At 38.7% G+C, this 25055-nt stretch carries 20 protein-coding genes and 1 pseudogene; 17 read left to right on the top strand and 4 right to left on the bottom strand.

The annotated features are described in order from the left end of the window. Positions 1-46: 46 nt before the first annotated feature. From BALCAV_RS05615 to proC, 17 genes and pseudogenes are all read left to right on the top strand, one after another. A complete protein-coding gene (locus BALCAV_RS05615) occupies positions 47-1135 on the top strand; it encodes a LytTR family transcriptional regulator DNA-binding domain-containing protein (protein ID WP_003321053.1) in 1089 nt (362 codons plus the stop codon). Positions 1136-1416: 281 nt separating this feature from the next. Beyond that, a complete protein-coding gene (locus BALCAV_RS05610; protein ID WP_003321051.1) occupies positions 1417-2265 on the top strand; it encodes an ABC transporter ATP-binding protein in 849 nt (282 codons plus the stop codon). Then, complete coding sequence (locus tag BALCAV_RS05605) at positions 2265-2963, top strand: ABC transporter permease (protein WP_003321050.1); 699 nt, start codon at positions 2265-2267, stop codon at positions 2961-2963. Before BALCAV_RS05610 ends, BALCAV_RS05605 begins: the two co-directional genes overlap by 1 nt. Before the next feature lie 436 nt (positions 2964-3399). Next, entirely contained in the window at positions 3400-5097 is a 1698-nt protein-coding gene (locus BALCAV_RS05600; RefSeq protein ID WP_003321049.1) for a PucR family transcriptional regulator, read from the top strand. Between the two features lie 211 nt (positions 5098-5308). Further along, positions 5309-6511 carry a M24 family metallopeptidase gene (locus BALCAV_RS05595; protein ID WP_003321048.1) on the top strand — a complete coding sequence of 401 codons (1203 nt, stop codon included), beginning with the start codon at positions 5309-5311 and terminating at the stop codon, positions 6509-6511. Between the two features lie 122 nt (positions 6512-6633). Continuing rightward, entirely contained in the window at positions 6634-7830 is a 1197-nt protein-coding gene (locus tag BALCAV_RS05590; protein WP_003321047.1) for a cystathionine gamma-synthase family protein, read from the top strand. Between the two features lie 29 nt (positions 7831-7859). Further along, complete coding sequence (locus BALCAV_RS05585) at positions 7860-9071, top strand: M20 metallopeptidase family protein (RefSeq protein ID WP_003321046.1); 1212 nt, start codon at positions 7860-7862, stop codon at positions 9069-9071. Between the two features lie 17 nt (positions 9072-9088). Further along, positions 9089-10147 carry a homoserine dehydrogenase gene (locus BALCAV_RS05580; RefSeq protein WP_003321045.1) on the top strand — a complete coding sequence of 353 codons (1059 nt, stop codon included), beginning with the start codon at positions 9089-9091 and terminating at the stop codon, positions 10145-10147. A 16-nt stretch (positions 10148-10163) separates the two neighbouring features. Further along, complete coding sequence (locus tag BALCAV_RS05575) at positions 10164-11600, top strand: aldehyde dehydrogenase family protein (RefSeq protein ID WP_003321044.1); 1437 nt, start codon at positions 10164-10166, stop codon at positions 11598-11600. 297 nt (positions 11601-11897) lie between these two features. Then, positions 11898-13079 (top strand): MFS transporter, encoded by a 1182-nt coding sequence (locus tag BALCAV_RS05570; RefSeq protein ID WP_003321042.1) that lies wholly within the window; start codon positions 11898-11900, stop codon positions 13077-13079. 147 nt (positions 13080-13226) lie between these two features. Continuing rightward, positions 13227-14393, top strand: coding sequence for a TraB/GumN family protein (locus BALCAV_RS05565; protein ID WP_003321040.1), 1167 nt, complete (start codon positions 13227-13229; stop codon positions 14391-14393). A 249-nt stretch (positions 14394-14642) separates the two neighbouring features. Continuing rightward, positions 14643-15641 (top strand): methyl-accepting chemotaxis protein, encoded by a 999-nt coding sequence (locus BALCAV_RS05560; RefSeq protein ID WP_003321039.1) that lies wholly within the window; start codon positions 14643-14645, stop codon positions 15639-15641. A 335-nt stretch (positions 15642-15976) separates the two neighbouring features. Beyond that, complete coding sequence (locus BALCAV_RS21070) at positions 15977-16543, top strand: DUF4358 domain-containing protein (protein ID WP_003321038.1); 567 nt, start codon at positions 15977-15979, stop codon at positions 16541-16543. 106 nt (positions 16544-16649) lie between these two features. Further along, positions 16650-18074 (top strand): annotated as a pseudogene (locus tag BALCAV_RS05550) (MBOAT family O-acyltransferase). A gap of 132 nt (positions 18075-18206) precedes the next feature. Further along, the gene (locus tag BALCAV_RS05545; protein ID WP_003322960.1) at positions 18207-19328 is read left to right on the top strand and encodes a DHHW family protein; all 1122 of its coding nucleotides are present in this window, start codon (positions 18207-18209) and stop codon (positions 19326-19328) included. Between the two features lie 146 nt (positions 19329-19474). Further along, positions 19475-20554, top strand: coding sequence for a dual-specificity RNA methyltransferase RlmN (gene rlmN, locus BALCAV_RS05540; protein WP_003322961.1), 1080 nt, complete (start codon positions 19475-19477; stop codon positions 20552-20554). Positions 20555-20775: 221 nt separating this feature from the next. Next, a complete protein-coding gene (proC, locus tag BALCAV_RS05535) occupies positions 20776-21579 on the top strand; it encodes a pyrroline-5-carboxylate reductase (protein WP_003322962.1) in 804 nt (267 codons plus the stop codon). A gap of 68 nt (positions 21580-21647) precedes the next feature. Here the strand turns inward: proC and BALCAV_RS05530 are convergent, their stop codons facing one another. The 4 genes from BALCAV_RS05530 to modA form a co-directional block, all read right to left on the bottom strand. Then, a complete protein-coding gene (locus BALCAV_RS05530; protein WP_003322963.1) occupies positions 21648-22073 on the bottom strand; it encodes a hypothetical protein in 426 nt (141 codons plus the stop codon). 118 nt (positions 22074-22191) lie between these two features. Then, positions 22192-22947: a class I SAM-dependent methyltransferase gene (locus BALCAV_RS05525; protein WP_003322964.1), complete on the bottom strand. Its 756-nt coding sequence runs from the start codon at positions 22945-22947 to the stop codon at positions 22192-22194. Between the two features lie 604 nt (positions 22948-23551). Then, on the bottom strand, positions 23552-24211 hold the full coding sequence (gene modB / locus BALCAV_RS05520) for a molybdate ABC transporter permease subunit (protein ID WP_003324744.1): 660 nt from the start codon (positions 24209-24211) through the stop codon (positions 23552-23554). A 1-nt stretch (position 24212) separates the two neighbouring features. Beyond that, entirely contained in the window at positions 24213-24995 is a 783-nt protein-coding gene (modA, locus tag BALCAV_RS05515; RefSeq protein ID WP_003324743.1) for a molybdate ABC transporter substrate-binding protein, read from the bottom strand. Between the last annotated feature and the right edge of the window lie 60 nt (positions 24996-25055).

Genomic DNA, 25055 nt, shown 5'->3' with positions numbered 1-25055 from the left:
TGGTTATAAAGGAAATTTATGCCTGTTCAGAAAGGAAGATACAGCAATGTCAACCTCACTTATCCAATTAGTCAATATTAGCATCGTAGAAGGCAATAAAATATGGTTCCATCCTTTTGATTTTGAAGTGAAAAAAGGGGAGGTAGCAGCGATACATTGTGAACGAGACCTTGGCAAAAGGTTATTGAAGCTCTTAATTGGAGAAGAGTCATCGGCTACAGGTAAAATTCGTTATTTTGGGCTTGAACACCCTAAAAATTGGAATGAGTATAATCGGAAAATAGGTGTGGTGATACATGAAGAAGGGTATTACGAGCGGTTATCACCATTTGAGTACCTCCAATTTTTTAGAAACTTGTATGAAGTGGATACAGATGTAGGTGAATATCTTCGCAAAGCTAACTTATTGTCGGTTAAGAACCGTAAAATTAAATTACTTGATGCTTCAGCCAAACGACGTTTATCGTTTGTAAAAGCGATGATTCATCAACCCGAGTTGCTAATTTTTGAAGAGCCAGACCAAAACATCGATTTGGAAAGCAAAATTACTTTAAGAAGGTTAATTACCGAGCTAGCCGAAGAGGGGATAGCCTCGTTGGTCCTTACTAGTAATATGGAAAGTGCCATCATTTTAACGAATCAAGTTTATCGCTTAAATGAAGATGGGATGAAAAAAATCGAGGTTTTAGATCAAAGTGAGGAAATAACGAGTACAACGCGGCTTCAAGCACAAGTAGCTGAACAAGCTGTAAATGAGAGTACTACTGCAGAAAAGAGTGAAGCCCAATCATTTCAAGTGCAACTCGAACGTATTCCAGCCAAGGTCGAAGAGAAAGTTATCTTATTTGATCCTACTGAAATTGATTATATCGAAAGCAATGATGGAACCGTCCATTTACATGTAAAGGGAGAATCATTTCCTTGTACGATCACATTAAATCAGTTAAGTGGAAGACTCCAACCATTTGGCTTTTTCCGCTGTCACCGTTCTTATATTGTCAACTTACAAAAGGTACGAGAAGTCATGACTTGGACTAGAAACAGCTATAGTTTGATTTTGGATGATCGAAATAAAAGCAATATTCCGTTATCAAAAGGGAAGCTTAATGATTTAAAAGAGGTTTTAGGAATGTAATTAAGTTTTATTTCCCCGGAAATTGTCGGCAAGTGTCGTTTGTATGTCCCCTGCTTTGACCTATAGACGAGGCCGACCTAAAGGTTTCTTTTTTATTAAGGTTAGGCCATACTCCGCGGCCTTCGTTTGGATTTTTAACATAAGATATACCTGTTTGTTTATCGATAAAATGTCTCCATTCATCATCATTTTTACTCCTTTTACCGTTATTTTAAGGCGGCAATTGGCTCTCGGGCGTAAACTGAAGTCAAGCAAATACGAAAACGGAAAGGGAGAATTATATGGAGAATATTATTGAAGTCTCACAGTTACAAAAAGATTTTGAAGGGAAAAAGGCTTTAGAAAACGTTTCTTTTACCATTAAGAAAGGGGAAACTTTTGGCTTTCTTGGGCCGAGTGGTTCTGGTAAAACGACAACAATCAAAATTTTAACCGCTCAATTAACAGCTTTTAATGGGGAAGTGGAAGTATTTGGTGCACCTGTGGAGAAATTAAAAAAGGGTTCCCAAATGAAACGAATTGGGGTATTAACGGATAATACAGGACTATACGAGCGATTATCGATTGAAGATAATTTAAAAATGTATTGTGATTTATATAGTGTCAAATATGATCGAATTGATGAAGTATTAGAAGAGGTCGGCTTGTTAAAAGAACGCCCAATGCAAGTAAGTAAACTTTCTAAAGGGATGAAACAGCGTGTCACTTTGGCGAGAACGATTCTTCATCAACCAGAATTGTTATTTCTTGATGAACCAACTTCTGCTCTTGATCCTGTTAGTACAGAACGAATTCACCGTTCATTAAAAAAACTGAATGAGCAAGGGACAACGATATTTTTAACTACTCATGATATGAATGAAGCTGAGAAAATCTGTGATCGTGTCGCTTTCCTTAATAAGGGAGAAATTAGATTGATGGATACTCCTTCCAACTTACGATTAGGTTATACGGATTCGTCTATTACATTGTTGCTAAAAGATGGAAGTGAAAAAACGGTAGACAAAGATCGTGAAGGAGCCGAATTGATCAAGCAAGCCATTACAACGAACCAATTAAAGGCGATCCATTCAAATGAGCCTACATTAGGTGAAATTTTTGTACGTGTAACAGGAAAGGAGCTAATTTAATGCTATCCCTTAAAAGAATTCAAACGATTTTTATTAAAGACTATAAAGACCTAATGAAAAATTCATATATGTTGTCAACGGCCATAATGCCTTTGCTATTTGCTTTTCTGTTTGGCAGAGGAGAAGAGGTAGAACTTATCGTTTCGATTGTTCCGATTACATTAGCAATGGTTATTGTCGGTTCGTTTGTTCAGGCAGCAATGATTGCGGAAGAAAAAGAAAAGAATACGTTACGAGGTTTATTATTATCACCGTTAAGTACATCGGAAGTATTCATTGGGAAAAGTTTGCTTTCGGCCGTTCTTACGGCCATCATGATTGCTGGTGTGATTTTGATAAGTGGCTTTCCGATTCCTGAAAATACGTTATTATTTATCGTGGCTATTTTTATTAGCTTAGTCATTTATATTGGGATTGGAACGATACTCGGGTTGATGTCAAGGACGGTTATGGAAACAACAGTAGTTGGAATGCCTGTGTTAATTATCTTTGGAATGAGCTCATTGTTTCGCAACTTCTTTGAGTCTGAGTGGTTATTTAACATTCTATCCTACTTACCGGATGTACAATTTGCGACACTCGTCCTTAATCTGCATCAAGGACTGCCAGTTGGGGAAAATTTAGTGATTCTAGGAATATGGGCACTAGTAACGATCGTGATTACGGTGCTGATTTATAAAAGACGTCGATTTGATTAATTAATATTTTAATAAGCTAATAAGTGGCTTGGTAAGAGCTGCTTATTGGCTTTTTTTAATCGAGCAGGTTCGGATATTTAGGCAAAAAGGTGAAATAGGTAATGAAAAAAAGGAATGAGCTCATTAGGGGGCGAAAAACGGAGGATAGGTAATGGGAAAAGGAAAAGGAGCCGATTAGAGTGCGAAAAGCTGAGGATAAGTAATGGAAAAAGGAAAGTGAGCTGAATAAGGTTCGAATAAGCGGTGATAAGTAATGAGAAAAGAGAAACTAGCCAATTACAGTGCGAATAGACAAAGAAAAGTAATAAAAAATGAAAAACCTATCCATTTCATTACGAAAAATTCAACATTGTCATTTCCTAGTTTTGGCTTTAAGATCGATCTTAATAGGGAATAACTTCTATAACAAAAAAGGGAGGTAACGCTTATTCTGACAGTGGCGGATGTGTTAAAGGATGATTTATTACACGGTGTTGAGGTTGTGACAGGTGAAAAGTTAGCCACAAAGAAAAAAATCCAATGGATATCAGTCATTGAGTTACCTGTTGAAAATTTTGTTAGGAAAAATGAAGTCGTTTTGACGACAGCGATTGGCTGTGAGCAGGATCCTCATTTATTTACTCAGTTTGTTGAAGATGTAATCGAATCTGAAGCGGCCGCTTTGATGGTTGCGCTAGGAAGGTTTATTTTTGATATTCCACGTGAGGCGATTGAGCTTGCTGAAAAGAATCATTTTATTTTAATGATTGTTCCTTGGGAAGTCCGCTTTGCCAATATTGTAGAGATGGTGATGAAGGAACTAAATATAACAGCTAACAAAGAGAGAGAGAAATCTGAGAAAATTCAGCAAGATCTTTTAAATCTTATATTAATGGAACGTGATTTGGAAGACTTGTTAGCTTATATCGAAGAACAAATTTATGCGAAGATTTATTTGACCGATCGCTTTGGCAATTTAATGGAGAGTGACCAGTACGCTCGCGATTTTGAACAACAGTGGAAGCAGCTTGTTCTTGAAGGGGTTTTACCAACTAAGCATATAACCCCAGCAAATCAAGATCCTTTTATGCAAAAATTTGATCTCATTCATTATGAAAAAAGAGATATTTTACAAGTTCCGGTTTTGCAAATTTCTGGTGAGGCACAAGGCTATTTATTTGTTTTTATACCTGAACATATAAAGGCTCCTAGCTTTTTAACTCATAACCGTACTCATATCTTAGAGCATGCAGCTACGACCATCGCTCTTTGGCTTTCAAGAAAAAATGCGATTGAAGAAACGAAGCTCCGGTTAAGGAGTGATTTTGTTGAGGAGCTTGCTAAGGGAGGGTTTCAAACGTATGAACAGGCTCAGTCAAGGGCGAGCTTGCTACAATATCAGTTAAATCTTGCCTATGTTTGTATCGTAGGATTGCCTGAAAACTTAAAGTCCTTGTATGAAAAAAGAGAGCAGACGATTGACTCATTTGAACGTTGGCGTAAAAGCATGCTTTATTATATGGAAGAGGAAATGCTTTATGCGGCTCAATCGCTCGGGCGAAAGATAATGCTAACGAGAGATGAAGAGATGATAACGTTATATTTAGAAATTCAACATCAAACCGAACATGAATATGCGACCGATTTTTTAGATATTATTGACAGAAGATTGAATAATTTATTGCCGGATGTTTATATATCTTGGGGAATAGGTAAAAGAAAAGAGCGGTTTGAAGATTTTCAAGAAAGCTACAGGCAAGCAAAGTTCGCTTTGCAAATTGGTCGTGTCAAAGATAAACACCATCATCGAACTTGGTTTGAACAAACGAGAGTCGATCGTGTTCTGTTGCAGTTAACGAAAAATGTAGAGATGAGAGAAATTATTATGGATACAATTGAACCACTAGTGCAATATGATGAAGAAAGGCAAATGGATTTAATTGGAACGTTTGTCGCCTTTAATCAGTATCGTGGAAATGTGAGTCAAACAGCTCGCTCACTTAACTTACATCGACAATCACTGCTTTATCGTTTGCGTAAAATTGAATCATTAACAAACCTTTCACTTAATGATCCTGACCATTTATTCCTCTTAGATTTAAGTATTAAAACATGGAGAGTAGGCGGAGTGTTTCATGGAGAATTAAAGGATTAGTAAAGAGGGCCTTTTGTTAAGAAGCTACTTAACAGAAGGGCCTTTTTGGGGAGTGAAAGATAATCAGACAAGGCTGTATGATAAATTGACTGAAATATTATTAGAAAATTCATACACTTTGATGAATATCCAATCGGATGCTTTGTCGATATAATGAAATTAAGAACAGAATATTTAGTTAATAACGAATTTGCTGGAAAGGGGTGTTCCTGTGGTTATAGAAGTAGCGGAGTATCAAGAGCGGATGAAAAAGACAAAAGAGCGTATGGCGACTAAAGGGATAGAAGTCTTGTTAGTAACGGATCCAGCGAATATGAACTACTTGACTGGTTATGATGGTTGGTCCTTTTATGTCGATCAAATTCTCGCGATATTTGATGATGAAGAACAACCGATTTGGATTGGGAGAACGGCTGATGCTAATGGTGCAAAAGTAACAACTTGGTTATATCACGAAAATATTATTCCGTATCCAGATACGTATGTTCAATCGGATATTCGTCACCCAATGGATTTTGTCGCTGAGATTTTAACGCAGATCGGACAGGATAAACGAAAAATTGGGGTGGAGATGGACAATTATTATTTCTCGGCTAAATGTTTCCAACAATTAGTGAAAGGCTTACCGAATGCCACATTTATAGATGCTACATTACTCGTTAATTGGGTCAGATTAATTAAGTCACCTAAAGAGATTGAGTTGATTCAAAGAGCAGCCGTTATTGCTAAACATTCGATGTTAGAAGGAATTGAGATGGTGGATGAAGGTGTGCGTGGCTGTGATGTTGCCGCAAAGATTAGTTACACTCAATTAAGTGGGACCTCTCAATATGGTGGTGACTATCCGGCTATTGTGCCGCTTTTACCGGCGGGAGAAAGAACATCAACGCCACATTTAACGTGGACCGATGAGCCTTATCGAAAAGGGGAGAACGTGATTTTAGAATTAGCGGGTTGTTATAAACGATACCATGCACCGATTGCGAGAACGGTACAGATCGGGCAGCCGACTGCGAATATGAAAAACCTTTCAAATATTGTCATAGAAGGATTAAATGCTTGTTTGAATTTTATTAAACCAGGTGTGACATGTGAGGAGGTTGAAGCAATTTGGCGTCAGACTGTTGAGAAATATGGGGTGACAAAGGAATTTCGTCTCGGTTATTCAATGGGGCTTAATTATCCACCTGATTGGGGGGAGCATACGGCGAGTATTCGTAAAGGTGACAAAACGATACTACTGCCCAATATGACGTTTCATTTAATCCCCGCGATTTGGTCAGAAGGTGACAGCTTTGAAATTAGTGAATCATTTCGCGTAACACCAACTGGCTGTGAGCCGTTAGTTGATTTACCGAGAGAGCTTGTCATTAAAGATGGCATGACCTTCGAGAAGTTGAACCCTGTGATTTAAAGTTTTGAATGGATGAGATGAACAAAAACAAACCGGGATGCGTAATCGACAGCCCGGTTTTTATTTCACATAAATTTTCTAATGGGAAACCAATAAAAAATATGAGTAGTGGGAGTGATTAGATGGAAAAGAAAGTGCAAGCAGGGACAAATGCGGTATGGGCTGGAGAAAAGGAATATTTAGTACATGGAGCTACGCAAGTACCGGTCGTTTTAAGTGTGGCCTACAATTATGATGATATGGATGAATGGTATGATGTCGCCATTGGTAAGAAAAAAGGCCATATTTATGGTCGGAACACAAATCCAACCGTTCAATCGTTTGAAGATAAAGTCAAAATATTAGAAGGGGCAGAGGCAGCGACGAGTTTTTCTACAGGCATGGCGGCGATTAGTAACACATTAGCGACCTTCTTGCTCCCTGGTGATCGAATTGTTTCGATAAAAGATACGTACGGTGGCACGAATAAAATTTTCACAGAGTTTTTGCCGAGGCAGCAAATTGATGTTGTTTTATGTGAGACTGGCGACCATGAACAAATTGAAAAAGAGCTTTTAAATGGGTGTAAAATTTTATATTTGGAAACACCAACAAATCCAACCGTTAAAATTACCGATATTAAGAGGATGGCTAAAGCGGGGAAAGCGGCAGGGGCTCTTGTGATTGTTGATAATACATTTGGCACACCGATTAATCAAAATCCACTTGCTCTTGGAGTAGATTTAGTGATTCATAGTGCGACAAAGTTTCTCGGAGGGCATGCGGATGCTTTAGGTGGAGTTGTATGTGGAGCCGAGGAATTAGTTGAGAAAATCTACCACTATCGTGAAATTAATGGAGCAACAATGGACCCGATGGCCGCCTATTTAACGTTAAGAGGAATGAAAACTCTTCATTTAAGAGTGAGAGAGCAAAGCCATAATGCAATGGAACTCGCGAAGTATTTACAAACGAAAGATTTAGTAGAGGATGTCTATTATCCTGGTTTGCCAACCCATCCAAATCATGACATTGCGAAAGAGCAAATGAAAGGGTTTGGCGGTATGTTAAGTTTTTCGGTTAAAGGAGGGGTTGATACGGTTCGTGAGCTTTTACCAAAGCTAAAATATGCTCATCGTGCAGCTAACTTAGGCGCTGTTGAAACAACCGTTGGTCCCGCACGGACGACAAGTCATGTTGAATGTACACCAGAGGAGCGAGCGGCGGTAGGTATTCCAGAAGGATTAATCCGCGTCTCGTGTGGAATAGAAGCGATTGAAGATATTATAGAAGATTTCTCTCTAGCTTTTAAACATGTAGAAGCGGGATTACAAGTGTAAGAGAGCTAAAATGAAGGGAGGGGAGATAGTTGCGAACCATTTTTGAGCAGGCAAGTGGAATCGAGCAGAAGCTTGTGCAGTGGCGCCGTTATTTTCATCAATTTCCTGAATTGAGTTTTAAAGAATTTAAGACAGCTGAATTTATCGCTACGACCCTCTCTTCCATTTCAGGAGTCAAAGTAGAGAAGGGGATTGGCCTTGAAACGAGTGTGATTGGGACGCTGTCTTGTGGGGATGGTCCTACTATTGCTTTACGTGCTGATATCGATGCCCTTCCTATTAAAGAAGAAACAACAGCCGACTATTGTTCAAAACATGATGGCGTGATGCATGCGTGCGGTCACGATGCTCACACGGCGATTTTGTTAGGAACAGCTCAGTTATTAGCTCAGTTAGCAGGGGATGGCAAGTGGAACGGGACGATTAAGTTTATTTTTCAGCCAGCAGAAGAGACACCTGATCAGAAAGGGTTATCTGGATCCCCTTATTTAATAAGAGCAGGAGCCTACGTGGGGGTTGAGGCGGCATTAGCTTTGCATATGTGTCCCTGGCTGCAGGTAGGAGAAATGCAAGTACATGATGGCTATAGTATGGCTAATGTCGATGAATTTGAAGCAAAAATAATTGCCTCAGGTGGTCATGGTGGTTATCCGGAAAAGGGGACCGACCCGACATGGATGCTAGGGTTATTATTGCAGTCACTGCATGGCATTGTCGCGCGCAAAGTATCAGCATTGGATGAAGCCGTTATTAGTATTGGAGAAATAAAAGCAGGCTCAGCAACGAATATTATTCCCTCTGAAGTATTTTTAAGAGGAACAATTCGAAGCTATAAACCAAACATTCGTGATTTATTAGAAAGGGAGCTTGAGAAAGCCTTTGCGATCCTAGAGCCGTTGGGCGGGCAGTATCAGTTGAAGGTTACCCGAGGGGAGCCTGCTTTGTATAATAGTTCCTTTCTCAATCAACTAGTTACTGCAGCGGCCAAAAAAATGAGGCCAACGATAAAAGTCGTCGATGAGAAGTTTGGTATGGGTGGTGAGGATTTTGGTTATGTCACTCAAAAATTACCGGGAGCGATGTTTTTCCTTGGATGTGCGACAGCTGATGGCATACAAAGAGATTTACACACGCCGATCTTTGATATCGATGAAAGAGTACTAGTAGTAGGAACGGCGATTATGACTCAGGCAACATTAGATTATTTCAGCGGTTTTTATGAGGTGGTTGATCAAAATTAGTGGGAGGTGCTAGTTAGATGGTGCATAAGTTAGCCTTTATTGGATTTGGGGTAGTAGGGCAAGGTTTAGCGGAAATCTTACGAGATAAAAAAGAAAGGTTATTAAAACAAGAGCAGTTCAACGCGAGACTAGTAGCCATTTCTGATTTTAAAAAGGGAGCACTCTACCATCCAGAAGGTCTAGATATAAAGAAGGTTCTTGAAGTAGTCGAACAAACAGGCTCTCTTGATGCTTATCCTGAAACAGCAGGATTAATACGTGGGTGGGATAGTTTGAAGACAATTAAAGAATCGAATGCCGATACGATTATTGAAGTTTCTTATACAAATGTAGAAACGGGTCAACCAGCTATCTCCCATTGTGAAGCGGCTTTTGAAAGTGGAAAAAATGTGGTGATGACCAATAAAGGGCCTGTTGCCTTAGCTTATCAAGAGCTAACAGCTTTAGCGAAAAAACATAGTGTGCAGTGGGGATTTGAAGGGACGGTTTTGAGTGGGACGCCTGCCCTTCGGATGCCGGAGATGACATTGGCTGGAAACGAAATAACCGAGATCCGTGGCATTTTAAATGGAACGACTAATTTTATTTTAACGCAAATGGATCAGAAGGGCGTGTCTTATGCAGATGCCCTTGTCCAAGCGCAGCGATTAGGTTATGCCGAGGCCGATCCGACAAGTGATGTGGAAGGCTATGATGCCCGCTATAAGATTGTGATATTAGCGAATCATGTGATGAATACTCCGTTAACTGTAGCGGATGTAAGCTGCAAGGGGATTACAGAAATTACGCCTGAGATGATTGAAGAAGCAAAACAAGAAGGAAAGCGGTGGAAGCTGATTGCAACAGCAAAAAAGGAAGATGGTGCGGTTGTTGCTAAAGTAGGACCAGAAAAAGTATTGTCCTCAGATCCTTTAGCAGGGATAAATGGAGCTGTTAATGCAATAGCTTATCAATGTGATTTGCTCGGTACCGTAACGTTAAGTGGTGCAGGAGCGGGAAAAGTAGAAACCGGTTTTTCCTTGTTAATTGATCTTATTCATATCGAACGTCAGCGTCAAAAGGTAGGGATTCTATAAGAGGGGAGGGTATGATATGAAACTCAAACTGATGAATCAAAAGATGTTTTTAGCGGGAAAGTGGGTCACGAGAGAGCAACAAATTGAAGTGCGAAATCCTGAGGATAATACGATTATAGAAACGGTTCCGGCTGCATCGGTAGAAGATATGATTTTGTGTATAGAGGAAGCCAAGGAAGGAGCTAAGCTTGCAGCTAAGTTGCCAATTCATAAACGGATGGATATCATTCGAAAAGCGGCTCTTTATGTGGAAGAGAATTTTTCGAAATTTGCAACCACGATAGCCAATGAAGGCTGTAAAACAATTAAAGAGGCAAGGAAAGAAGTAACAAGAGCAATTGAGACGTTACGAATTAGTGCTGAAGAGGCGAGAAGAATTGAAGGAAAGACGATAAATTTTGATCAAATGCCGGGAAGTGAAACGAGGCATGGATATTATTATCGTTTTCCAATCGGCATTATTGGAGCGATTACCCCCTTTAACGACCCGCTTAACTTAGTCGCACATAAAATAGGTCCAGCAATTGCTTCAGGAAATGCGATTATCGTCAAGCCCGCAACGGAGACTCCTTTAAGTGCATTGCTTTTAGCAGAAGCGTTTGAATATGCTGGTCTTCCTGAAAAAGTTCTCTCTGTAGTGACCGGGTATGGTCGTGAAATTGGCGATATGTTAATTACAGACCCAAGTGTTAGAATGATCAGTTTTACAGGTGGTCGTGAAGTAGGAGAAGCGATTACTCGTAAAGCCGGTTTGAAAAAAATAAGCATGGAACTTGGCTCAAATTCGCCAGTAATTGTATTAAAGGACGCTGATTTAGATAAAGCGGTTGATTCCACTGTCTCAGGTGCCTTTTGGGCAGCGGGTCAAAATTGCTTAAGTGTCCAACGAATTTATGTGGAAGCCGAAATTTATGAGCAATTTGAAGAAAAGTTTGTGGAGAAAACAAGGCATGTTAAGGTTGGTCATAAATTAAAGGAACAAACAGATATAGGGCCGCTTATTAATGAAAAAGAAGCGGTTCGTGTTGAGCGGCTTATCAAAGATGCCACAGCTAGAGGAGCTATGATAAAAGCAGGCGGCAAAAGAAGCGGGAATTTTGTTGAACCAACTGTCTTAACGAATGTGAACCGACTTGACCCGATCGCTCAGGAAGAAATCTTCGGTCCTGTTGTCATGTTATTTCCTGTTGGTAGCTTAGATGCTGCTATTGCAGAAGCGAATGCGGTTGATTATGGATTGCAAGCAGGCATTTTTACTAATAATTTAAAAGCGGCACAAAAAGCGATTTTTGAATTAGAGGTTGGAGCTGTAATGGTCAATGATAGTAGTGATTATCGTATTGACGCAATGCCGTTTGGAGGAGTGAAAGGCTCTGGTCTAGGTCGAGAAGGGATCGCGTTTGCAATAGAGGAAATGACTGAGCAGAAGGTCGTTTGTTTTTTGGATGATTAGAACGATATGGATGCTATATTTTACAGACAACTCAAGAAATTAAAAAAGGTGAGAGGTGATCAAACACTTTTCACCTTTTTTTGTTGTATTACGAAGGCGAATTGTTAGATAATTGGGTGTGTTCTTATTTAGGGTTACTTCCCGAGGGTTTCTTTAGCATCATATAGGGGTGAGTGTTTATTTCAAGGTTTATGTTGTACATATTCAATAATTGTGTGGGGGTCTTATACATTAACAAATCAATTTATTCTATCTAAAGAAAGTATTTGATGGTTATGACAGAAAGGAGGAGGTTGCTTGTCTATAGCACAGAATAATTCACCAAATCTCCGTTTAATTATGCTAGTTGTAATGGTTTTTGTTGCTGGTTTTGTGCAGGGGATGCTCTTGCCTCTACTTGCCATTGTACTTGAACAAGCAGGCTATTCTTCCGCAATGAATGGGATGAATGCCGTAGCTCTCTATATCGGAGTTTTACTTGCTTCACCTTTTATCGAGCACCCTGTTCGTAAATATGGTTATAAACCGGTTATATCAATTGGGTTGATAGTGATTATTGCGACATTGCTGTTATTTCCATTATGGCAAAGTTTTTGGTTTTGGTTCGTACTCCGTTTAATTATCGGTGTGGCAGATAATATGGTTCACTTCTCAACACAAGTCTGGATTACATCAACAAGTTCAAAGGCAGTTCGCGGACGAAATATTGCCATTTACGGTTTGGCTTTTAGTGCTGGTTTTGCTGGTGGTCCTCTGATGACCAATTTGCTAGCGATAGATGAACGATTGCCTTTTGTCATTGCCGCTTTATTTTGTGCTATTATTTGGCTTATTTTGTTGAAAATTCGTAATGAGTGGCCTGATAATACAGTTGAGACGATTCAACAGTCAGGCACACTTGGACGCTATTGGTTAGTCATCAAATACGGTTGGTTTGCTTTTTTACCTCCTCTTGCCTTTGGTTTTATGGAGGCCACGATACATGGTAGCTATCCAATCTATGCTCTGCTTATTGGTATTGATGTCGAATGGCTTTCTATTATACTTCCGGCATTTGTTATTGGTGGAGTTATTACACAAATTCCGCTCGGTATATTAAGTGACCGAGTAGGTCGTAAAAAAGTGTTACTTATTCTCGCAATACTTGGAGCGGGGATTTTTCTAACACTTCCACAATACGAGGAGCATATCCCTTTGCTAATAATCGCTTTTTTAGTGTCAGGTGGATTACTAGGCTCTTTTTATTCTCTTGGCCTGATGTATTTGGCCGATTTATTGCCAAAACAATTATTGCCAACTGGTAATGTATTAATTGCGATTTCATTTAGTATAGGCAGTATGCTCGGTCCTTTGATAGGAGGAGTGTTAATTGATTGGATAGGAGAAGGCAGTTTATACTATGCGATTGGCTGTTTATTACTTATCATAATCAGTGCCGGAGTTATTTTTCGTCCAACTTTTCATCAAGAAGAAGCTTAAATGCTTTTACCGGTTCATCTAATTGACACTTATTATGTAAAAAGATGTTTTTATTTCGTATAGGTATTTGATCTTCTGTTCTGGAAGATACAACGGGGTTGAAAAGATGTATAATAGAAAAAAATACTCGAAAAGGCAGGAGAACCGATGTCCGAAGAGAATATTACGCGGCTACATGTGGACGGCAAAGAAATTATTTTAATAGGGACCGCCCATGTATCTAAACAAAGTGCTGAACAAGTAAAGGAAGTAATTGAAACGGAACGACCAGATTCCGTTTGTATTGAATTAGATGAACAGCGTTATCAGTCCATTATGGATGGTAATAAATGGAAGGATATGGATATTTTCAAGGTGATAAAAGAGAAAAAAGCGACGTTATTGTTAATGAATTTAGCGATTTCCTCTTTCCAAAATAGAATGGCCGATCAGTTTGGTGTAAAGCCTGGTCAAGAAATGATTCAAGGGATTGATTCTGCAAAAGAAACAGGGGCAGAGCTCGTTTTAGCTGACCGTAACATTCAAACGACTTTTGCTCGAATCTGGCATCAAATTGGTTTTAAAGGCAAGGCGGATTTAATGTATCAAATCACTGGGTCGATTTTTAGTAAAGAGACGCTCACAGAAGAAGAGATGGAAAAGATGAAGTCACAGGATATGCTGAATGCGATGCTAAAAGACTTAACAGAATCTTTTCCACGTTTAAAAAAACCTTTAATTGATGAGCGTGATCAATATCTAGCCCAACATATAAAAAAGGCACCAGGTGATAAGGTTGTGGCTGTACTTGGAGCCGCTCACGTACCGGGAATTACTCAGGAAATACATAAGGAACATAATTTAAAGAAGTTGAATGAGCGACCGCCAAAAGCAAAATGGCCAAAAGTAGTTGGCTGGATGATCCCGATATTTATTATTAGTATTATTGCTTTTACTTTCTTTTCTAACCCTGAAGCAGGGCTGCAGCAAACCATGAGCTGGATTTTATGGAATGGTTCTTTTGCAGCAATTGGAGCAGCGGTGGCATTAGGTCATCCACTAGCGATTGTCTCGGCTTTTGTCGTCGCACCTTTTAGCTCACTGAACCCCTTTATATCGGCTGGTTTAATAGCTGGATTAGTTCAAGCTTACTTTAAACGACCGAGTGTCAGAGATTTTGAAAATTTATCAAAAGACGTCCATTCAGCGAAAGGTTTTTGGCGAAATAATGTCACACGAATCCTATTAATTGTTGTATTAGCCAACATTGGGAGTGCACTCGGAACATTTGTCGGTGGAGCAGATGTTGTGAGACTTTTCTTCGATAATTTATAAGAGAGAAAAAGAACGGCTCATTGAGCGGTTCTTTTTTGATTGTGAGGGCGAAATCTCAAGGAGAAGAGGGAAAGTGGAGCTCAACAAGTTCGCAACAAACGATAGCCAGAACCTTCAAACTTAAGCTATCTTATAAAAAATTTTATGTTCAGAAGATTTGTACTAATCGTTATGATATAATCACTGTTAAATCATGGTTGTTTTGTCATAGGACTATATGTTTGATTTTGTTTAAAGGAGTGGGTAGGAGTGGAGAAAGTAATTGTAAATAATTTAAATGTGTCCAAGCTCATGAATGAATTAAAAGAAGATAATAAGAACATGCAAGGTACGATGAAAAAAATTAAGGATATTTCGATTAAATCTAATATTTTAGCGTTGAATTCAGGGATTGAAGCTGCTCGTGCAGGGACTGCAGGGCGAGGGTTTGCGGTTGTGGCAACAGAAATAAAAAAATTTGCCGAAGATAGCTTAAATGCAAGTAATGAGAGTGAAGAGTTAATCGAAAGAATTCAGCAGAAGGCAAATGAGATTATAGCTGTGAGAACGGTGGATATTGCCTTTGATACAATTGATAAGATCGATCGGAACTTATTTGAGCGTAATTGTGATGTTCAAGCATGGGCCACTTTTGATGCACTCATCAAGAGTCTGACACATCCAGGAGAAGATACAAAACAAGCAGCTCAAGCTTTAATGGAGAATATTTATACGATTTATGAAGTTTATTTCGAGCTTTTGGTTCTTGATTTAGAAGGAAATATCGTGGCTACAGCGAAGGACGAATCGTTAGTTGGCCAAAATATGACGGGGCGTGAATGGTTTGAGAAAACAATCGAGAGTGACGATGTTTATGTATCTGATCTCTATTATTCACCGTCCATCGGGGGCCATACGATTGCTTACTCTTGTCCGGTTCGGAATGAAGACGGGAAAACGATTGGAGTTTTTTCCACTCGTTTTAATTGGGATTTTATCTTTGATATTATTGAACGTGTAAAGCTTGATCAAAAGAGCCAAATTGCGGTCATTAACTCCGAAGGTTACATTATTGCTTCAAAAAACAAAGAAGAAATTTTAGAGAAGAAATTAACTCATTTACAAGCCGTACAACATATTTTATCCGGAAAAGAAACACGGGGGTATACGATTGAAAACAATTGTATCTATGCTTATAGCCTGACAGAAGGTTACAACGCCTATAAGGGCAAAGGCTGGTCTGTCATTGTTGAGGAATCAATTGGGTAATGGATAAATGGTGAGATGAGTAAGTGTTAAAAGGAGTCAAATTTCAACTTGTTTAGATATACTTATGAAGGTGTAGGTCGTTAGATGATTGGAGCACAAAAAGAAGGCGGTATAAGCCTGCTCTCTAACTTCCTTCACCTTATTTGTGTGTCATGATGTTTCAGCAATTTCCCCCATATATTCTACTGGCAACTTACGCATGGCTTGCAGCTGGCGGAGTAATTTAGCTGAACCAAACATCGTTGGGTAGAAAAGGCCAAAAAAATTGAAACCCTCTTCATTTTGTAGGCGTTAAATAGTTAGATAAATGAATGAGAGAGCAAAGGGAGGACATCATGAAAAATTTTTTACGCTTATTAACAATGGCTCTAGTTGTTTTTACTTTAATTGGTTGTAACAGTGGAGATAATGATGAGGGAGAGAACCAGTCGGGAGAAATCTCATTAGAGGAAATCTTTTCGAGTATTAAGGACCAAATTGCCGAGGATTTACAAGAGGCAGGTTTAGGGGAAGATGTTTATGTAGATGGTCAGCTGCAAATGTATATTGAAACAGACTTAACCGATGAAACGGCAACAGATGATCCGCTTGTAGAAATGTTACTAGAAAATATGAAGATCGATTCTTCTCAACTGGCGAATGGTTACGTGCTCCAGGCGGCAATGAATGTGAATTCAGATCAAATTATTTTATTAGAGGCAGCTGATGAAGCGGAAGTTGCGGCTTTACAAGAAGGTTTAGAGCGAGAACTCGAAAATCAACATCGTATTTGGGAGTCTTATTTACCAGACCAATACGAAAAGGTGAAAAACAATATTATTAAAGTAGATGGCTTGTTTATTCTTTATGCCACATATGATGATGCACAAAAATTAGAAGCGATTTTTGATGAACATTTATAAAATAGAAGAGAAAGGTGCATCTTGCATGTGCCTTTTTCTGTTTTAAAGGAGCTTGTTTTATTGTGCAGGAGACTGTACATACACGGGTATGATATGGGGTGATCCAATGGTTTTTAGTAGTTTAACCTTTTTGTTTTATTTTCTTCCTATCGCATTGGCACTCTATTATTTGTGCCCATGAAAAGGGAAAAATGTAATTTTATTAGTCGTAAGTTTGCTTTTTTATGCTTGGGGTGAACCAATCTATATTTTCTTAATGCTTTTCTCTGCCTTTGTTGATTATTGGCATGGGCTTTGGATTGAACGACACCGAGATAACAATAAGAAGAAGGCTAAATTCGGACTAATTTCTTCTCTTATGATTAGTGTCTTGATTTTATCCTTCTTTAAATATGCCGATTTTTTAATCGAGACAGTCAATGGCTTAATTGGTATACAAATCGCTTTGCTTGAACTTCCTTTACCGATCGGCCTTTCGTTTTATACGTTTCAGACGATGTCTTATACGATTGACGTCTATAGAGGTCGGGTGACGGCACAGCGTAATCCAATTGCTCTTGCCTTATATGTATGTTTGTTTCCACAATTGATCGCGGGTCCAATCGTTCGTTATAAAATGATTGCCTTGCAGTTGACTGAGCGTAAATTTCAAGCATCTCAATTTTCGGAAGGGGTTCAACTGTTTATCATTGGGCTCGCTAAAAAGGTTTTACTTGCTAATAATATTGGTTTACTTTGGCGTGAGGTGGCGGCACAGGACCCTTCAGAGCTATCGATTTTATTAGCGTGGCTCGGAATTATCGCCTTTGCTTTTCAGATTTATTTTGATTTTAGTGGGTATTCAGATATGGCGATAGGTCTTGGGAAAATGTTTGGATTTGATTTTCCGAAAAACTTTCATTATCCGTATATGGCACGGAGTATTTCTGAATTTTGGCGAAGATGGCATATGACACTTGGGGCCTGGTTTCGAGATTACGTCTACATCCCACTAGGAGGTAGTGAACATGGAAAATGGAAGCTCTATCGTAATTTATTTATTGTCTGGGGTTTAACTGGAATTTGGCATGGAGCGAGTTGGAACTTTGCTTTATGGGGCCTGTATTTTGGTTTGTTTATTGCCATTGAAAAAGCGGGCTGGTTAAGGATTTTAGAAAAAGCTCCAAAATGGATGCAGCATTTTTACTTTATTTTTTTCATATTAATAGGATGGGTGTTGTTCGTGTTTGAGGATATTTCACTTGGTTTTCTTTATTTACAGGCTATGTTTGGCTTATTAGGAAACGCAATTGTGAATCAAGCCTTTGTATATGAGTTTTATCGGCACTTCGTTTTATTGGTCATTCTGGTATTGGCGTCTTTACCGACTTGGACATTTATCTCAAAGAAAACGAGCCGTTTTAAAAGTCGTCAGCCGGTAAAATGGCTAATGGAATCGGCAGCGCTTTTTTATTTATTTTTCCTTTTATTTTTATCAACGGCCTATTTAGTTAGTGAATTGTTTAATCCGTTCCTTTATTTCCGATTTTAATCTAGCTGCGTCCGTTAGAAGCTCGAGAAAAATCGCCAATCTGAATGAAGACAAAAAACGTCTTCATCAGCTGTTCTTATTTTTTCTCGCTTCTGAGCAAACGGACTCCGCTTTATAACGAGGAGGTGGAAGATGGAAAGGACCCGAATTGCCTTATTCGTATTGTTTATATCAGGTTTGTTACTTTGGAATCTTTTTAGTGAAAGTCGAAGTTTTTCGGAATTAGAAAATCGTTATTTAGCACAAAAGCCGTCATTTTCCTATACTCGGTTAGTAGATGGCCAATTTACGAGTGATATCGAAACATATGTAACTGATCAGTTTGTTTGGAAGGATTTGTGGGTGACAACACAAGCAAATGTAGAGTACTGGACAAACAAACAGGAAAGCAAAGGGATTTATTTCGGAGCTAATCAGTATTTATTGGAAGCGTATGCTCATTCTTCTGAACAATTTCAAAAAAACCTTGAGTATTTGTCTTATTTTGCCCAAAAGGTAGAAGGGGAAGGAATACAATCGCATGTGTTTCTGGCTCCTACTTCCATTGAAATGTATCCAGAGTTGTTGCCAAGCTTTGTTAGCAATGATTCACAGATGGCTGCACAAAAGGATGTTGAAGCTTTTTTAGAAGGAGAAATGAAGGTCATTAATGGCTTTGAGGTCTTATCGAAACATAAAGATGAATCAATTTATTTTCGTACGGACCACCATTGGACGATGAGAGGGGCCTTTTATGCCTATCAAAAAATTGCCGAGGAAATGAATTTGACACCATATGCTATTCAGGATTACAAAATCGAGGAGGTTTCTTCTCAATTTTATGGAACGTATGATGCCAAAGCTCCTCTCGGTTGGATTCAAGCCGATAAAATTGAAGTTTTTCAATTAATTGATGGTCCACAATATCAAGTTCATTATCCTGACTCGGGTTTAGTAGAACATTCCTTTTATGAATGGGATTATTTAAATAAACGAGATCAGTACGGTTTTTTTCTAAATGGACAGCACCGTTATGTGAAAATAAAATCGGATGTAAATAATGGGAGGAAGCTCCTTTTAATAAAGGATTCCTATGCTCATGTTATCGCTCCATTGCTTGCGAGTCATTTTGAAGAAATTCATATGGTTGACTTACGCTATTATCGTGATAATATGTATGAGGTAGTAAAAGAGCAAAATATCACAGATGTCTTGTTTTTATATAATCATGCCAATTTCTCAATCGACACCAACTTGATCTGGTTAAAACAGTAGTTGGGGCTTTTGTGATCAAAAAAATTTGACCATTATCGAAATGCAGAAAAGTAAATCCTTTGAATTCTAAGTTTGAAAGGGCAAAAGATTGGCGAGCCTATAATTAGAATGAGGTCCATTTTGAGGTGGTATCGGAGGGTAATATCATGGTAAAACAGTCCATTTATGGGTTAACGATTGAACAGTTAACAGAATGGTTACTAGAACGTGGACATAAGAAATTTAGAGCACAGCAAGTGTGGGATTGGCTCTACCGTAAGCGTGTTACGGATTTTTCAGAAATGACAAATGTTAATAAAGATTGTTTAGCACTATTGGAAGAAAATTTTGCGTTTGAAACGATGAATGTTCACTTGCAGCAAGAATCAAAAGATGGCACGATTAAGTTTTTATTAAAGCTTTCAGATGGCAATTTAATTGAAACTGTCTTAATGAAGCATAAGTATGGATTATCGGTTTGTGTCACGACACAAGTCGGTTGTAATATCGGTTGCAGCTTCTGTGCGAGTGGTTTATTAAGAAAAAGTCGTGACCTAACGAGTGGCGAAATTGTGGAACAGATTATGAAAGTTCAACTACATTTAGACACACGTAATAATGATGAGCGTGTTAGTCATATCGTTGTTATGGGTATTGGTGAACCATTTGATAACTTTACAAACATGGTTGATTTTCTTGAAATTGTGAAGGATCAAAAAGGGTTGGCGATTGGTGCTCGTCATATTACCGTTTCGACAAGTGGAATCGTTCCAAAAATTTATGAATTTGCTGATTTGAAATTACAAGTAAACTTAGCGATTTCTTTACACGCTCCTAATAACGAGCTAAGAACGCAAATTATGAAAGTAAACAGAGCTTTCCCAATTGAGAAGTTAATGGATTCGGTCGATTATTATTTAGAAAAATCAAATCGTCGGATTACGTTTGAATATATTTTATTAAAAGGTGTTAACGATCAGAAAGAGCATGCCCTAGAGCTAGCTAATCTAATCGGAACTTCACGTCGAAAGTTAACCTATGTGAACTTAATTCCTTATAATCCAGTTGATGAGCATGGTCAATATCAACGTAGTGACAACGAAGACATTCGCATTTTCTTTGATACATTAAAGAAAAAAGGCATTAACTGTGGAGTTCGTCTGGAGCACGGTACTGATATCGATGCTGCCTGTGGTCAACTGCGCAGTAAGCAAATTAAAAAAGAAAAAGTGAAAGCTAAAGCTTAAATAGTGCAAATAAGAGTCGTCTCAAAGGTAATAGACCTTTTGAGACGGCTTTTTTGTGTTTAACATATATGAACGGGGGGATTTGGCCGAGGGAATTGTGTAATTAACGCAGAGCAACTCCGCTCAACACCCAACACACCAAAATAAATCGTAGCATTTGTGTTCCGCACATGGCTATATTACAATGAACACGCTTAGGGATTTAAGGAAGGGGTGCTATTATGAATAGGAAAGTTGGTTTTATCGGTAGTGGCAATATGGCTAAGGCGATGATTGGTGGCCTAGTTGAATCAAAAATCATTAATCCGGCTAATATATTTGTATCAAACCGGACCATTACAAAATTAGTAGAACTTCATGAAACATACGGTATACAAATCGCCGAGTCGAATGTTGAAGTGGCTAAAAAGTGTGACATTATCATTCTTTCAATCACTCCTGATCAATATGAATCAGTAATTGATGAAATAAAAGAGGAGATTCAAGAGGAGCAAATTATTGTCCTGATTGCAGGTGGACAATCGATTGCTGCAAATGAAGAGCGATTTGAGCGTCAAGTGAAGATGGCAAAAGCAATGCCAAATACTCCTGTTCTTGTTGGAGAAGGACTAACAGCACTGAGCTTTAATGCAGTAATGACAGAGGAAGATAAGCAAACGATCATTAATTTATGTGAAAGTTTTGGAAAAGCAGAAGTGATTGATGAATCGTTGATGGATACGGCGAGTGCAGTTGGCGGCTCATCGCCAGCCTTTATTTATATGTACATAGAAGCCTTGGCAGATGCCGCTGTTCTATATGGAATGCCAAGAGAGAAAGCTTATACAATTGCGTCCCAAGCTGTACTTGGATCAGCGAAGATGGTTTTAGAAACAGGCGAGCACCCAGCTAAACTCAAAGATGATGTTTGTTCACCAGGAGGCACGACAATTCAGTCGGTAGCAGCTCTTGAGGATAGCGGATTCCGCTCAGCGGTCCATCAAGCGATTCATGCCAATATGGCTAAGCTTGGAGAGGGGCAATAAACGGTTATAAATAATAACAAACGGTCTTACTCACAATAAAAGAGTTAAGACCGTTTGTTAAATTCCTACTAAAATAATCCTTCTATGAACTCCATTAACTTCTGACTCATTTCCTCTGAAATCGTATAAATCGTGTGAGTATCCGTAATGTTAATTAAGGAGCTGAGTTGTCCAGGTTCTCCTACCCATAAATGGTATCCTTGTTTATCCCCATTAGTATAAAGGACTTCCACATCAAACTCTGGTTCTGACATATTGACGATGCCAGGCTCCTTAACCGCATTTGAAAAGATTTTGGCGAAAAGCTCAATCGTCTCAACATCATTAAATTCAACCAAAAAGTCTGAATTGACATGACCGAAGCCGTTTGATGTAGAGAGGCTAACTTTCACTATTTCATTAGCGGTTAATTTGTTGTTTTCGTTTGATTGACAACCGAATAAAGGTCCAAATATAAAGGCCATTGATAGAACCAGTAACATCATTTTTTTCATATTATTTTTAGCCCCCAAGAGTTTTGCTTTTTACTTTAAGTGAGACGTCACAAATCCTCTTGAGGTTTCATACCCATTCTTTCATTTTGAGTCAGTATTAGTTATGGAAACTAGTCTATTAACGTATCGCTTCAAATGTAACGATAGAACTTGATGTAGTTGGTTCTTTCTTAAAATGATAATCAGCTGAGTACGTAATGTTCGTAAAGCCTATACTTTCTAAAAGCAATTCAAATTCCTTCACGCCATACCACCTCAATGCAAATCTCTGCAATTCGGAAGCTACTAACTTTCCTTTGAGCCACTTTTCATATTTTAAATATGAAACATGGTATTGATGAACCCAATCAATCTCTTTAGCACGTGACTCTAATAGTATCCCCTCATCCTCAGAAATAGGGAAAGTTTTGAGCTCATTTTGGTCAGGATTCCAACCATCTAATAAGATCAAATCAATAATTAGTCGTCCGTCTGGCTGTAAATGGTCGTAAAAACAAGTTAAAGCGTTCACAGCAGCCTGGTAATCTTCAATTAGACAAAAGGAGCCTGAGGGAACCACAATCACCTCATAGTTATTGGGTAAAACAAAGTTACTTAAATCACCTTTAAATAAAGTAGGGGAAAGGTCTCTTTCCTCACACTGCTTCTGGCAGGAGCTCAGCATATCTGGAGAGTTATCGATGCCCTCGATTAAAAAGCCTTGCTCAAGCATAGGGATATAAAATCGGCCAGAACCGACAGCAGCTTCAAGAATCCGTCCTTTCGTTCCACTCAGCCTCTCAAAATAAAATTCAATGTCACCTGAAATTGAGTGTCCCACAGGTTTTGTTAAATTGTACAACTCCGTACAAAGCGGACCATAATGACTAAACATTTTATTCCTCCAATCGATTATGGAAGAATCACAATATTATTTTGAATTCTCCCCTTTAATAAATTCATTCGTGTGATAACAAGAGCAGACTGTCATATATAACCACTCACTTTCTATGTATGATAGTTAAATCATATCATTATTTACTAATTTTTCAATTAATAATTACTCAACTTTCGCAGCGTATAATTGACCCTTAACCGTTGATAGGGATTGATTTTAGGGCGATACAATACTTAAATTGACTTTACATGAACGGTTCAATCGTTGACAGTCTGAACACATCTCTTAGTAGACTGTTGAAGGAAATTGTTCACTAAAATGAAGCACTTCGGCTGTCGCTCCCAAAACCATACTCCGCGTCCTACAGGAACCTGGCGAGCCTCCTCGGTACACCTGCGGGGTCTCGCTCCACGGTTTATTCCTGAGGGAGTCTCCGTATGGTTTTGTCCGCTAAGTGTCGTGGAGAGGCTTGATGATATGGCCATTCTCAATCAGCTATTTCTAACGCAGAAGGACCTTCTTATTCGCCCGCAGTGCCGTTTAGAAACAATAAAAAAACGCCATCTAGTCTCTTATATCCTAAACGACGCATTTCTATTATTTAATATTTACTCTTCAAAAAGTTAACCATCATTAACATTCCAAACGAAATAAAGAGAATGACGATGACCCACTGCCACGCTAAGGTCATGTTCCCACTGTCCATCGCCATATAAATGGCCGTTGGAATCGTTTGTGTCCGTCCAGGAAGGTTTCCAGCAAACATAAGTGTTGCCCCAAATTCCCCGAGAGCTCTCGCAAAGCTTAAAATGCCCCCAGAAATAATTGCTTTAGAAGCGAGAGGCATCGTGATAAGACCAAAGACTTTTAGTTCACCAGCTCCATCAACCCGGGCGGCATTTTCAATATCTTTATTAATCGTTTCGAAGCCAGCGAGTGTGGCTTGGTACATAAGTGGAAAAGCCACAACCGTAGCTGCTATAACAGCGGCTGTCACGGTAAAAATGATCGGTTGTCCCGTAATAAATTGAACCATCTGTCCGATAAAGGAATGTCGACCAAAGATGACAATTAGTAAAAATCCGACGACTGATGGAGGTAATACGAGTGGCAATAAGAGGACGGTATCAATGACTGATCTTCCTTTAAAGGTGCGATTAGCCATAAATTTAGCCGCTGCAATCCCTAAAATGAAAACAATGAGTAATGAAAAGGAAGCCACCCCTAGTGAAAGCTTGACAGGAGTCCAAAAATCAGTCATTTTATTGGACTAAGTTTGAAAATCCATAGCTTTCGAGGATTTCGAGTGCTTTCTCTGATTGTAAATATTCATAAAAAATCAACGCTTCTTCTAGGTTTGCACTGTTATTCAATACACCTACAGGATAAATAATTGGTTCGTGTGTGCCTTTCTCTGCTTTTTCCAAGATATTAACTTTATCTGAAATAAGAGCATCTGTATGATAGACAATTCCTGCTTCGACATTGCCTGTTTCCACATATGTTAACACTTGTCTCACGTCCTTTGCGGGAATAATCTTTTCTTCTATACTATTCCAAACGCCGAGATTTTCAAGCATTTCTTTAGCATATTGACCAGCTGGAACCGATTCTGGTGTTCCAATTGAAATCGTATCGGCCGTTTCTAAGTCGGTAAAAGTCTGAATGTCATTAGGGAATTCACTTGGAGTGACCAGAACAATCTCATTTCCGACTAAGTCAATTCCGTTTTCTTCATCAATTAAACCTTCATCAACTAATTCATCGAATTTATCTTCTGCTGCTGAGAAGAAAAGGTCGGCAGGTGCCCCTTGATGAATTTGTTGTTGTAACGTACCAGAGCTTCCGAAGTTAAATAATAGATCGATGTGGGTATACTCTTCTTCAAAGGTTTCTTGAATCTCATTTAAAGCCTCATTTAAGCTTGCCGCAGCTGATACAGTTAGCTCGACAGTCGGTTTTTCTACATCTTTAGTTGAATTTGAGCATGCAAATAAAACGAAAGAAAATAATAAAAACAAAGGAATAGATAAAAACTTTTTCATAATGTCCTCCTAAAACTAACTAAATTTATAACTAATTATATTTATTTATAACTTATTATA

Source organism: Alkalihalobacillus alcalophilus ATCC 27647 = CGMCC 1.3604, from assembly GCF_000292245.2.
Classification (GTDB): Bacteria; Bacillota; Bacilli; order Bacillales; family Bacillaceae_D; genus Alkalihalobacillus; species Alkalihalobacillus alcalophilus.
The sequence above is the reverse complement of the archived record's forward strand: the minus strand, read 5'-3'. Positions and strand labels throughout refer to the sequence as shown.